General features: G+C 59.8%; 10 protein-coding genes and 1 pseudogene. 7 read left to right on the forward strand and 4 right to left on the reverse strand.

Annotated features, from left to right (window positions below; genetic code table 11):
- Positions 1-188: 188 nt before the first annotated feature.
- The 3 genes from QDY28_RS01370 to QDY28_RS01380 all read left to right on the forward strand — a co-directional run bounded on the left by QDY28_RS01370 (position 189) and on the right by QDY28_RS01380 (position 1,879).
- Positions 189-1,028 carry a DUF4432 family protein gene (locus QDY28_RS01370; RefSeq protein WP_331379919.1) on the forward strand — a complete coding sequence of 280 codons (840 nt, stop codon included), beginning with the start codon at positions 189-191 and terminating at the stop codon, positions 1,026-1,028.
- Between the two features lie 74 nt (positions 1,029-1,102).
- Positions 1,103-1,441 carry a TIGR01244 family sulfur transferase gene (locus QDY28_RS01375; RefSeq protein ID WP_028752425.1) on the forward strand — a complete coding sequence of 113 codons (339 nt, stop codon included), beginning with the start codon at positions 1,103-1,105 and terminating at the stop codon, positions 1,439-1,441.
- A gap of 93 nt (positions 1,442-1,534) precedes the next feature.
- Positions 1,535-1,879 (forward strand): RidA family protein, encoded by a 345-nt coding sequence (locus tag QDY28_RS01380; RefSeq protein ID WP_028752424.1) that lies wholly within the window; start codon positions 1,535-1,537, stop codon positions 1,877-1,879.
- Between the two features lie 42 nt (positions 1,880-1,921).
- Here QDY28_RS01380 and QDY28_RS01385 read toward each other — a convergent pair whose 3' ends face one another.
- From QDY28_RS01385 to QDY28_RS01400, 4 genes and pseudogenes are all read right to left on the reverse strand, one after another.
- Positions 1,922-3,580, reverse strand: coding sequence for a thiamine pyrophosphate-binding protein (locus QDY28_RS01385; protein WP_331379920.1), 1,659 nt, complete (start codon positions 3,578-3,580; stop codon positions 1,922-1,924).
- Complete coding sequence (locus tag QDY28_RS01390; RefSeq protein WP_331379921.1) at positions 3,577-4,779, reverse strand: CaiB/BaiF CoA transferase family protein; 1,203 nt, start codon at positions 4,777-4,779, stop codon at positions 3,577-3,579. Before QDY28_RS01390 ends, QDY28_RS01385 begins: the two co-directional genes overlap by 4 nt.
- Positions 4,780-4,797: 18 nt before the next feature.
- Positions 4,798-5,753, reverse strand: a pseudogene (locus tag QDY28_RS01395) (DMT family transporter).
- 19 nt (positions 5,754-5,772) lie between these two features.
- Positions 5,773-6,705: an alpha/beta hydrolase gene (locus tag QDY28_RS01400; protein WP_331379922.1), complete on the reverse strand. Its 933-nt coding sequence runs from the start codon at positions 6,703-6,705 to the stop codon at positions 5,773-5,775.
- A 173-nt stretch (positions 6,706-6,878) separates the two neighbouring features.
- Between QDY28_RS01400 and QDY28_RS01405 the strand changes: the two genes are divergently transcribed.
- From QDY28_RS01405 to metF, 4 genes are all read left to right on the forward strand, one after another.
- Positions 6,879-7,628 carry a ribonuclease T2 family protein gene (locus QDY28_RS01405; RefSeq protein ID WP_331379923.1) on the forward strand — a complete coding sequence of 250 codons (750 nt, stop codon included), beginning with the start codon at positions 6,879-6,881 and terminating at the stop codon, positions 7,626-7,628.
- A 126-nt stretch (positions 7,629-7,754) separates the two neighbouring features.
- Positions 7,755-9,404 carry an energy-dependent translational throttle protein EttA gene (ettA, locus tag QDY28_RS01410; protein ID WP_331379924.1) on the forward strand — a complete coding sequence of 550 codons (1,650 nt, stop codon included), beginning with the start codon at positions 7,755-7,757 and terminating at the stop codon, positions 9,402-9,404.
- Positions 9,405-9,597: 193 nt separating this feature from the next.
- On the forward strand, positions 9,598-10,623 hold the full coding sequence (locus tag QDY28_RS01415; RefSeq protein ID WP_331379925.1) for an ArsR/SmtB family transcription factor: 1,026 nt from the start codon (positions 9,598-9,600) through the stop codon (positions 10,621-10,623).
- 1 nt (position 10,624) lies between these two features.
- Positions 10,625-11,527 (forward strand): methylenetetrahydrofolate reductase [NAD(P)H], encoded by a 903-nt coding sequence (gene metF / locus QDY28_RS01420; protein WP_331379926.1) that lies wholly within the window; start codon positions 10,625-10,627, stop codon positions 11,525-11,527.
- The last annotated feature ends 231 nt before the right edge of the window (positions 11,528-11,758 follow it).

Here is an 11,758-nt window from a genome sequence, read left to right on the forward strand (position 1 = left end):
ACATGGCAATTTTGACGCCAGTGTGGAATTTGAATGTATCATGCTGAATAAAAGATAAAAATTTGTGTGATCAAGGCGTCAAGTTAACGTTCAGTAAGACAAACCACCATTTAATTTCGGCTTGTGCCGTTTCGAGCCACTTTGATGAGGATGGTCGATCGGGAGCCCACGAGGGAGGATTGCAGGAAATGATGGACTTTGCCGCAGCCAAGGGACCGAAACTGACGCTGGATGAGAGCTCCGTGCTGGACATCGGCGCCTGCATCGTCAACGGCAACAATCTCGCGCCCGGACGCGCCATACCGGATGATGGTGATCCGCGCATCGATCATTCGCTCGAGGGATTTCTCTTCACCTGCGGTCCGGATCATATCCGCCATCCCGAACCTATGTTTGGAGCTTTCGAGGGCAAGCGCTATCCGCTGCATGGCTCCTTTTCCTCGCATCCTGCCAAGATCCTATGGACCAGGTTCGAGAACGGCAATGCGGAGTGCCGCGCCGATATCGATATCGTCACCGCCGAACGCCGCACGGCGCGGCTGGAGCGACATTGGCGTATCGACGGCGCGACAGGCGAGGTTTTTCTCTCGGACCGCGTCGTCAATACCAGCATCGAGGCGATGCCGGTCTTCCTGATGTACCATATGAATGTCGGCGGCAAATGGTTCGATGACGGCGTGCGGCTCTCTGGCCAGATGCTGGAGAACGGCGGCTTCCCGTGGACTTTCGGCGAGGAACTGGGCGGTCTTTTCTGCGTGCCGGCAACCGCGAAGGGTGAGGATTGGTCCGAAATATGCCTCGGGCCGATCGCGGCCATTGGCGGCAAATCGCTGCGAGTCCGCTTCGGCAGGGATACGCTGCCGTTTCTGCAGGTCTGGCGCAACCAGCGCGCGCCGGCTGACGTCCTCGGCATCGAGCCCGTTTCGCATCGCTGGGTCTCACGCGCCGAGCTGGAGGAGGCGGGTGAGTTCAATATTCTTCAGCCTGGGGAAGCCAGGAGTTTCGCGCTCAATTTTGCCTTCGTCTGACGGGCTTGAATCGGTTGACGCTTGCCCCATGGCGGCGTAGACCATGGCCCTCGGCTTCACAGAGGAAATGAACCATGGATATCCGCCCGATCGATGACGAATACTCGGTTTCCGGCCAGATCACCCTGGAGGATCTCGATCAGATCAAGGCCATGGGTTTCAACTCGATCGTCTGCCATCGCCCGGACAATGAGAGCCCGGATCAGACGCCGTTTTCCGTCATCGAAGCCCGCGCCAAGGAACTTGGCCTCGAAATCGCGCATGTGCCTGTCGGACCGATGGGCGTGACCGAAGAGGCCGTGCAGGGCATGGTCGACGCGCTCGACGAGTTCCCCCGGCCGATGCTCGGCTATTGCCGCTCCGGCGCGCGCTCGACCGCGATCTATCAGAAGACGCATCATATTCGCGGCTGAGCGACTACAATCAGACATGCAAGAGATCGAGGGCGTTGCCGATGGGCAGCGCCCGGTTTGTTACCCGTCACAGCACAACATCAGGAGAGAAGCATGAGCATCAAGCGTATCGACGTCGGAACCCGTATGAGCGGCGCTGTCATCCATGGCAACACCGTCTATCTCGCCGGCCAGGTTGGTGAAGGCGAAAGCGTTACGGATCAGTGCAAGTCGGCACTCGCCGAAGTCGACCGCCTGTTGGCTGCCGCCGGCAGCAACAAGTCGAAGATACTGCAGACGATCATCTATCTCTCCGACATCGCCTATTTCGCCGAAATGAACGCCGCCTGGGAAGCCTGGGTCGATCCGGCCAACACGCCGGCCCGCGCCACCAGCGAAGCCAAGCTCGCTGCCCCGAAATACAAGGTCGAGTTCATCGTCACCGCCGCAATCGACTAATCTCCGATTTGACGTATTTTTCAAAAGCCGGTGAGGGCGCTCTCACCGGCTTTTTGTTTGCGAAATTTCCGTCAGCGTCCGTGAGGGTGTGATCGCCTCGGGATCGAGCACGATCTCAATGATCGCCGGCTTGCCGCTGGCGCGCGCGCGTTCAAAGGCAGGGCCGAATTCTTCCGTCGCCTTTACCGTCTCGCCATGGCCGCCATAGGCACGGGCAAAGGCCGCGAAATCCGGATTGCTGAGCGTCGTTGCGCTGACGCGGCCGGGATATTCCCGCTCCTGATGCATGCGGATGGTACCGTACATGCCGTTGTTGATGACCAGCGCGATCAAAGGCAGGTGATATTGCACGGCGGTCGCGAATTCCTGTCCGTGCATCATGAAACAGCCATCGCCAGCAAAGCAGATCACCTCGCGTTCGGGAAAGAGCTGTTTGGCGGCAACCGCCGCAGGCAGGCCGTAGCCCATGGAGCCCGAGGTAGGGGCGGCCTGGGTGTTGAAGCGGCGAAAGCGATGGAAGCGGTGCAGCCAGGTCGCGTAGTTGCCGGCTCCATTGGTGAAAATTGCATCGGGCGCGGTATGGGCCTCGATCCAGTCCATGATCCGGCCCATATGCACGGCGCCGGGGCTTTTCTCCGGCGTCGCCGACCAGGCGAGATAGGCGGCATGCATGCGCTCGGTCCGCTCGGCCCAACGCAGTTCTGCCGGGGCTTCCCAATCGGCAAGCGCTGCCACCAAATCGGCGGGGCTGGCGCAGATCGCCAGATCGGGACGATAGACGCGGCCGAGTTCGGACGGATCGGGATGGACGTGCACAAGCTGCTGGCGCGGGTAGGGGATATCGACCAGCGTATAGCCGGACGATGGCATCTCGGAAAGGCGTCCGCCAAGAAGGATCAGCAGATCCGCTTCCTTGATCTCCTTTGCCAGCGCCGGATTGATGCCGATACCGACATCGCCGGCGTAGCTCGGATGCAGATGATCGAACAGCATCTGGCGGCGGAAGGAGCAGCCGACCGGCAGCTTGAAGCGCTCGGCGAAATTTCTGACGTTCGCGACCGCGTCCTCGTCCCAGCGCGTGCCGCCGAGGATGATCATAGGGCGTTCGGCCGCGATCAGACGCTGATGGAGATCGTCCATCTGGTCGCGGCCCGGATGGGCGGCTACCGGCATGTAGCGCTTGGCATGCGGCGCTTCGACCTCGTCGCGCAGCATGTCTTCGGGCAGGGTCAGTACGACGGGGCCGGGTCGGCCCGATGTCGCAACGGCGAAGGCGCGGGTGACGAATTCCGGAATGCGGGCGGCATCGTCAATCTCGCCGACCCATTTGGCGAATTCGGTAAAGGCGCGGCGGAACTCCACCTCCTGGAAGGCTTCGCGCTCGCGCGCATCGCGCTGCACTTGGCCGATGAAGAGGATCATTGGGATCGAATCCTGTCTGGCAATATGGAGGCCGGCAGAGGCGTTGGTCGCACCCGGACCACGGGTCACAATGCAGACGCCGGGCTCACCCGTCAGCCGGCCCCAGGCATCGGCCATCATCGCCGCGCCGCCCTCCTGCCGGCAGACGAGCACGTCGATATCGCTGTCATGCAGCGCGTCGAGCACGGCAAGAAAGCTCTCGCCCGGCACGCAGGAAATGCGCTGGACGCCATTTGCCTTCAGGGCTTCGACGATAAGCTGGCCGCCGGTGCGATTCATGGTTTTGCCCTTCCTTCCAGTTCCGCCAATTCGGCGAGGACCTCCTCCTGATGTTCACCAAGACGCGGGCTTGGCCGCATATAGGTCAGCGGCGTTTCCGACAGCACGACCGGTGTACGCACGCTAGGAATGACGGTGCCGGCGGCATCCTCGAGGTCGATCCGTAGGCTGCGCGCCGCAATCTGCGGGTCCGCGAACATGTCTTCGATGGTGTTGATCGCGCCGGCCGGCACCGCATTGTCCTCGCAGGCTTTCAGCAGATCGGCCTTCTTCCAGGAAAGCGTTTTCGCCGAGATGAAAGCGCGGACGTCATCGCGATGGGCGACGCGAGCCTTGTTCGTGGCATAGCGCTCGTCGTCCGCATGGGTCTCAATGCCGAGAATTGCGCAGAGACGGCGGAACTGTCCGTCATTGCCGACGGCAAGGATCAGGTAGCCATCTGATGTCGGCACGACCTCATAGGGCGAAATATTGGGGTGCGCATTGCCGAGGCGCGTCGGAGCCTTGCCGGAAACCAGGTAGTTCATGTTTTGATTGGCGAGCACGGCGGATTGCACGTCGAGCAGCGCCATATCGACAAGCTGGCCTTCGCCGGTCTTCAGCGCATGGATCAGGGCGGCTTCTATCGCGGAGACCGCATAGATACCGGTGAAGATATCGGCAATCGCAACGCCTGCTTTCATCGGTTGCCCGTCCGGCTCGCCCGTGATCGACATGAAGCCGGACATGCCCTGGACGATATAGTCATAGCCTGCAAGAGCGGCATAGGGACCGGTCTGGCCGAAGCCGGTGATCGAACAATAGACCAGTTTGGGATTGATCTTCCTCAAGCTTTCATAGTCGAGCCCATATTTGACCAGGCCGCCAAGCTTGAAATTCTCGATCAGCACATCGGCAGTCATGACCAGCCGACGAACAAGGTCTTGGCCCTCTTCAGTTTTGAGATCGGCGACGACGGAACGCTTGCCGCGATTGGCGGAGTGGTAATAGGCGGCCGAAAGGTTTTTCCCATCCTTGCCCTCGACGAAAGGCGGCCCCCAGTGGCGCGTATCGTCGCCTCCATCGGGATTCTCGACCTTTATGACATCGGCGCCGAGATCGGCCAGCATCTGCCCAGCCCAGGGACCGGCAAGAACGCGGGCCAGTTCGATGACGCGAATGCCGGAAAGCGGCGGTTTCTTGGTCCTATGATCGGTCATGTCGGTCCAGACGGGCGGCTACGGCGCGAAAGTGCTTTCAGATGTATCGGATACGGGCTTGGAAGCAAAGCGCCGCTCGCGCCAGAGAATATAAAGGCCGGAGGCGATGATGATGAATATCCCGATCCACTTGATCATATCCGGGAAGTTGTCGAAGACCAGCCAACCGAAGATCGTCGCCGAGACGATCTCGAAATATTGCAGCGGCGCCAGCGTCGAGGCTGGCGCTGCGCGATAGGCGTGGACAGTAAGAATACCGGTGCGGCGGTGAGGCCGACGCCGAGGAGATAGAGCATCGCAGTGCCGTCGGGGATGACCGAATCGATGATCGGCGAGCCCGTGCCCCGTCCGATCGAGAGCAGGATGAGGCAGATCACCATGCCCCAGAGACCGGTTTGAAACTGCATCGGCCAAGCATCCTCGCTGTGCGAGACGACGCGCGTAATCATCACATAGACGGCGATGCAGAGTGCGGTGACGACGGGCAGCAGAGCGACGAAGCCGACTTCCTGGAAACTCGGCTGAATGATCAGCATCGCGCCGAAGAAGCCGACGGCGCAAGCCGTATAACGCCGCCAGCCGATCGTCTCCTTCAGGAAGATGCTGCTGAGGATGGTCAGCATGATCGGTTCCACGAAGAAAATGGCGATGGCGTCGGCCACTTCCATAACTTGCAGCGTCGTCACGAAGGAGATCATCGACAGCGTCAGCACGGCAGCGCGGATGGCATGCACCCCGCTGCGACGCAGCGACCATGTGCCCCATTGGCCGAGCATAGCCATCATCGGCAGCGCAAACAGCCATTGAAAGATGAAGCGGGCGGCGGTGACCTCCGCCGGTGGAATCGTAACCGCGGCAAGCTTTGAGAAGATATCGATGATCGGCGAGAGGACGACTGACAGGAACATCATCAACAGGCCGAATGTCAGCTCCGATTGATGCAAACGGGGCCGGGAACTGCCGATGGCATTCATTCGAACATTCCTTTGGGAATCAGAGCTTTGCGGTGACTTGCTGACACCAGTCGGCAAAATCCGAAATGGCTGCGGCCGCGCCGATCTCGTTCAGAGTCTCATGCCGCATGTCCGGGTGAATGGTCATGTTGATATGCGAGAATCCTGCCTTGTTCAAATGGTTTGACAGCCAGGAAATCGCTTTTCCATTGTTCGTCGCCGGGTCATGCCCGCCGCCGGTGAGATGGATCGGCATGTCGCGTCGGAGCCGATCGAGATGGGTCCTTTGTGGCGCGCGGAAGGTCAGTTCGAAAATATCCAGCCACAGCGAGACCGAGGCATCGAAGCCGCAGAGCGGGTCGGCGATGTACTTATCCACCTGGTCCGGAATACGCGACAGCCAATCGAACTCGGTGCGGCGGTTCGCAATCGATTGGCCCCAGGCGCCGAAGGTCAGCTTCGGTAGCAGTCCGCTGGGGACATCCGAACCCTTCAGAATGCGTTCCGCTTTCAGGATGACCTGTGCCGCGCGCCCGGCGAGGCCGGCATTGAAATTCGAATTCCAAACCGTGACGGCGTCGAACTTGTCGGGATGCGTCACCGCCACATTGAGGCTGATCAGCCCGCCCATGGAGTGGCCGAAGAGAATGACCGGCAGGCCGGGGTGGGCGGCGGCAGCAAGCTCGCGGATCGCCAGCACATCGGCAATGACCGTCTCGACGCCGTTGCGCCTTGCGAAGCGGCCGAGTGGCGCATCTGCAGCCGTCGTTTCGCCGTGGCCGCGATGATCGTGAGCGTAGACGTGAAAGCCATGCGCCGCCATCGCCTCGGCGAAGCGTTCGTAGCGACGGGAATGTTCGGCAAGGCCGTGACTGATGAGAAGCACGCCGCGCGCACCGCCCGCGGCCGGCGCATGATGATAGGCGAGTGTCGCACCCGTCGGACTGTCCAGATGCCTTGTTTCGGCAAACATGATGCACGTTTCCTCCCCAACCGGACGAAAGGTCATCGCTGCCGCGATTGCAATGCGCCGCGCGTGATGCTCACAGAAATAAATCTTTTTGGCTTTGCGATTGAGGGTTGCGTGCCGCCGATCAAACTGCTTATTTGTTCTCATATTGTTCTGCTTTTTTTTGGAGGTATCGAATGAGGCCTTGGCTTCAAGGGTTTGCAGTTGCGGTTCTGACTGCGGTGGTGATGGCGACGAGCGCGGTGGCGCAGGAGAGTAATCGCGGCCGCACGCGATTTATTCTGGCGGCCAGTTGGGAACCCGCGTTCTGCGCGACGAACCAGAAGAAGGCGGAATGCCAAAATCAATCACCCGGTAATTTCGACGCCAAGAATTTTTCGCTGCATGGTCTCTGGCCAATGCGGCAGGAATATTGCGATGTTGCCGACGATCTGAAGCAGTCCGATCGCAGCCGCGATTGGAAGGACCTACCGGCTGTTCAACTGTCGGCAGAAACGAAGGCATCGCTGGATAAAGTCATGCCCGGCACGCAATCCGGTCTGGAGCGGCATGAGTGGATCAAACACGGCAGTTGCACCAAGCTCAGCGCCGATGATTATTTCGGGACTGCGGTGGGGTTGATCGATGAACTCAACGCTTCCGCCGTGCGCGATCTTTTCGCGCAGAATATCGGCAAGACGCTCGATGCTGCAGCCATCAAGGCGGCTTTCGACAAAAGTTTTGGCGAGGGTGCCAGCGACCGCGTGAAGATGAGCTGCCGCCAGGTCGGCAAGGTTCGCGTGATCTCGGAACTGACGATCGGCCTGTCGGAAGACGCCATCCAGCCATCGCCAGACGGCGAGCCGCGGCTCGAGCAACTGATCCAGAGCGCCGGCAGAACTTCGTTCGGCTGCGATCAAGGCGTGGTGGACGCGGCAGGTTTCTGACATCCGAGCAAGCGCTCGGCGCGGATAAATGCCCTCGGACAAGGTTTCGCCGTTGCCCGAGGGCGGGGTTTCGCCTACATAGCGGCACAATTCGCAATGTTATCCGCCCGTGGAGTAACCCAAGCTATGGCACGTCAGTTCATCTATCATATGGCCGGTCTGAATAAGGCCTATGGCGCCAAGAAGATTCTGGAAAATATTCATCTCTCTTTTTACCCCGACGCAAAGATCGGTATTCTCGGCCCGAACGGTGCCGGTAAGTCGACCGTGCTGCGCATCATGGCCGGCCTCGACAAGGAATATACCGGCGAAGCCTGGTTGGCCGAAGGCGCCACCATCGGTTACCTGGCGCAGGAGCCTCAGCTCGATCCCAATAAGACGGTCTTCGAAAACGTCATGGAAGGCGTTGCCAAGAAAACCGAAATCCTCAATCGCTACAACGAATTGATGATGAACTATTCCGACGAGACTGCGGAAGAGGGCGCCAAGCTCCAGGACATCATCGACAGCCAGAATCTTTGGGATCTGGAAAGCCAGGTCGAGATGGCGATGGAAGCATTGTGCTGCCCGCCGCGCGATGCCGAAGTCACCAGCCTTTCCGGCGGTGAGCGCCGCCGTATCGCGCTTTGCCGCCTGCTTCTCTCGCAGCCGGACCTGCTGCTGCTCGACGAACCGACCAACCATCTCGACGCCGAGACCATCGCCTGGCTGGAAAAGCACCTGCGCGACTATCCGGGTGCCGTGATGATGATCACCCACGACCGCTATTTCCTCGACAATGTTACCGGCTGGATTCTCGAACTCGACCGCGGCCGTGGCATTCCCTATGAAGGCAACTATTCCGCCTATCTGCAGGCCAAGGCCAAGCGCATGCTGCAGGAAGCCCGCGAAGAAGCTGGCCGTCAGAAGGCAATCAGCCGCGAACGGGAATGGATCGCATCCAGCCCCAAGGCCCGTCAGGCCAAGTCCAAGGCGCGTATCAACGCTTACGAACAGCTAGTCGATGCCGCCGAAAATCAGCGTCCCGGTGATGCGCAGATCATCATTCCGGTCAGCGAGCGTCTCGGCCAGGTGGTGATCGAGATGGAGGGCATCACCAAGGGCTTCGAAGGCCGGACGCTGGTCAGCGATCTGTCGATCAAGCTACCGCCGGGCGGCATCGTCGGCATCATTGGCCCGAACGGCGCCGGCAAGACGACCCTGTTCAAGATGATCACCGGGCAGGAAAAGCCGGATTCCGGCTCGATCCGCATCGGCGACACGGTGCATCTCAGCTATGTCGACCAGAGTCGCGACGCGCTTGACGGCAATAAGACCGTATGGGAGGAAATCTCCGGCGGCGCCGAAATCATCAAGCTCGGCAAGTTCGACATGAACTCGCGCGCCTATTGCGGCGCCTTCAACTTCAAGGGCGGCGACCAGCAGCAGAAGGTCGGCAATCTCTCCGGCGGTCAGCGCAACCGCGTTCACCTGGCCAAGATGTTGAAGGCTGGCGGCAACGTGCTTCTGCTCGACGAACCGACTAACGACCTCGATACGGAAACGCTGGGGGCGCTGGAAAGCGCGCTCGAAAACTTCGCCGGCTGCGCCATCATCATCAGCCATGATCGCATGTTCCTCGACCGCCTGGCCACGCATATCCTGGCCTTTGAAGGCGAAGGTCATGTCGAATGGTTCGAAGGCAATTTCGAAGATTACGAGCAGGACAAGATTCGCCGCCTTGGCCCCGATGCTCTCAATCCGGGCAGCCAGGCGCACAAGCGGCTGACACGATAAGTTTGCTGTCTTTCCGTTATGGAGAACCCCGGCATGTCCGGGGTTTTTCTTTGTCGTAGGGCGGGAAGCACATATTCCCCAGCCGACAAAAACTAACAGATTTCCGACGTCGAATTCTCTTAATCCGCAATTGGGTCTTGCGGATGGCGCCCAAATCACATAAAGATATCTTTATATCTTGATTGGGTGTCGGATGACGGATCTCGTGAAATTCGGTTTGGATGATCTGGTGGATGTGCTGAAGGCGGCAGGTGAGCCGACGCGGTTGCGCCTGCTGGCGCTTCTTGCGGCCGGCGATCTCACCGTCACGGATCTTACCGAAATTCTCGGCCAATCGCAGCCGCGTATTTCGCGCCATCTGAAGCTGCTTGGCGAGGCCGGACTGATTGACCGTTATCAGGAAGGTGCCTGGGCCTATTTCCGTCTGAAGCAGGAGGGCAAGGCGGTCGTCCTCGTGCGCACGCTTCTCCGGCACGCGGCAGAGAACGATCCGGTGTTGCTGCGTGATGGCGAACGGCTTTCTGCCGTCAAGCGCGTCCGTGCGGAACGCGCGCAGGCCTATTTCAGCCGCAATGCCGCCGAGTGGGATGAACTGCGCCGCCTGCATGTGGCTGACGAGGATGTCGACAAGGCCCTGATCGAATTGATCGGTCCGCAGCAGATCGACTCTTTCCTGGATCTCGGTACCGGTACCGGCCGGATGCTGCAATTGCTGGCAGGTCATTATCGCCGCGCTGTTGGTATCGATGCCAGCCGTGACATGTTGGCTGTCGCGCGTGCCAATCTCGACCGATCGAACATCACCGCCGCTTCCGTGCGGCATGGCGATATTTTCAATCTGCCGCTCGAGGCGCAGGATTTCGACCTGATCACCATCCACCAGGTGCTGCATTTTCTTGACCAGCCGGAGATTGCCATCAACGAGGCGGCACGAATGCTCAGGCCCGGCGGCCGGCTGGTGATCATCGATCTTGCGCCGCACGGGCTGGAATATCTACGCGACGAACATGCGCATCTGAGACTCGGTTTCTCGCATCAGACCATATCGGAGTGGTTGAAATTGGCGGGCCTCGACGTCGAGCAGGTGCTGGATCTTCATTCGGGGAGGGAAGGCGGTCAAGCGCTGACGGTCACGATCTGGCTGGCGCGCGACCCGCGGCTGCTGATTGCCGCTGGGCAGGATCGTCAATCGTCCCCCATTCTTGCCGGGAGAGCTTGAAATGTCTTCAAAGACTGAAAACGGCCAGCATGGCATTCGTATTTCCTTCGAATTCTTCCCGCCGAAATCGGAGGAAGCCGAGACGCAGTTGTGGAACACGGTGGCTGATCTGACCGAGTGGGAGCCGGATTTCGTCTCTGTCACCTATGGTGCTGGCGGTTCGACAAAAGCTCCGACATTATCTGCCGTGCGCCGGATGATCCACGAGACGCCGTTCACGACCGCTTCGCATCTGACATGCGTCGGCGCAACGCGTGAGGACACGCATCGGGTCATCGACGATTTGCTCGCCGCCGGCGTCCGCCGTTTCGTAGCGCTGCGCGGTGATCCGCCGGGCGGCGTCGGCTCCGCCTACCAGCCGCATCCCGGCGGCTATGCCAATGCCGCCGAACTGGTATCAGCACTGCGCGAGCGCGGCGATTTCGATATTTCCGTGTCCGCCTATCCGGAAAAACATCCGGAGAGCCGTGATACGGCAGCCGATATAGATATGCTGAAGCGCAAGGCGGATAATGGTGCCGACAGGGCACTCACCCAATTCTTCTTCGACAATGACGCCTTTGAGCGTTATCACGACCGCGTGCGTGCTGCCGGCGTTAAGATCCCCGTCGTGCCGGGTATCATGCCGATCCAGAACCTGACGCAATTGAAGCGGTTTGCCGGCGCCTGCGGCACTCACATTCCTTCCTGGCTGGACGAACGTTTCGACGGCCTCGACGAGGATGCCGATAAGCGTGCGGATGTCGCTGCGGATGTTGCCGCGGAGCAGATCGAAGACCTGGTTCGCCGCGGCATCCACGAGTTTCATCTCTATACGATGAACCGCTCGCCGCTCGTCAGTGCCGTTCTCGACCGATTGGGCATGCGGCGCAAGACAGACGCGCGCGCCGGCGCGGCTGCCTGACGAGATCTGAGATGTGAGCATGAAAAAGCGCATGTCGATTTCGGCATGCGCTTTTTAAACGGAATAGGTGTTTTGTTAGCTTTCAGGAGTTCGGTTTCCTGCCCTGTCCGCTATTTCGTCAGATGAAAAGCATCGTCACAACGAATAGGAACGCTGCACTGACCACTAGGACGTTGATGGATCGCGTCAATCCCATGTCTTCCTCCTTAGTCAACTGTTAGAGCCTATGTC

Origin of the sequence: Rhizobium sp. BR 362 (genome assembly GCF_036528765.1) — a bacterium.
In the GTDB taxonomy this organism is placed as follows: domain Bacteria; phylum Pseudomonadota; class Alphaproteobacteria; order Rhizobiales; family Rhizobiaceae; genus Rhizobium.

What these genes read in the sequence shown, in the direction of transcription:
- QDY28_RS01370 (WP_331379919.1), top strand. Translation starts at nt 189, where the DNA reads ATGATGGACTTTGCCGCAGCCAAGGGACCGAAACTGACGCTGGATGAG.
- QDY28_RS01375 (WP_028752425.1), top strand. Translation starts at nt 1,103, where the DNA reads ATGGATATCCGCCCGATCGATGACGAATACTCGGTTTCCGGCCAGATC.
- QDY28_RS01380 (WP_028752424.1), top strand. Translation starts at nt 1,535, where the DNA reads ATGAGCATCAAGCGTATCGACGTCGGAACCCGTATGAGCGGCGCTGTC.
- QDY28_RS01385 (WP_331379920.1), bottom strand. Translation starts at nt 3,580, where the DNA reads ATGAATCGCACCGGCGGCCAGCTTATCGTCGAAGCCCTGAAGGCAAAT.
- QDY28_RS01390 (WP_331379921.1), bottom strand. Translation starts at nt 4,779, where the DNA reads ATGACCGATCATAGGACCAAGAAACCGCCGCTTTCCGGCATTCGCGTC.
- QDY28_RS01400 (WP_331379922.1), bottom strand. Translation starts at nt 6,705, where the DNA reads ATGTTTGCCGAAACAAGGCATCTGGACAGTCCGACGGGTGCGACACTC.
- QDY28_RS01405 (WP_331379923.1), top strand. Translation starts at nt 6,879, where the DNA reads ATGAGGCCTTGGCTTCAAGGGTTTGCAGTTGCGGTTCTGACTGCGGTG.
- ettA (WP_331379924.1), top strand. Translation starts at nt 7,755, where the DNA reads ATGGCACGTCAGTTCATCTATCATATGGCCGGTCTGAATAAGGCCTAT.
- QDY28_RS01415 (WP_331379925.1), top strand. Translation starts at nt 9,598, where the DNA reads ATGACGGATCTCGTGAAATTCGGTTTGGATGATCTGGTGGATGTGCTG.
- metF (WP_331379926.1), top strand. Translation starts at nt 10,625, where the DNA reads ATGTCTTCAAAGACTGAAAACGGCCAGCATGGCATTCGTATTTCCTTC.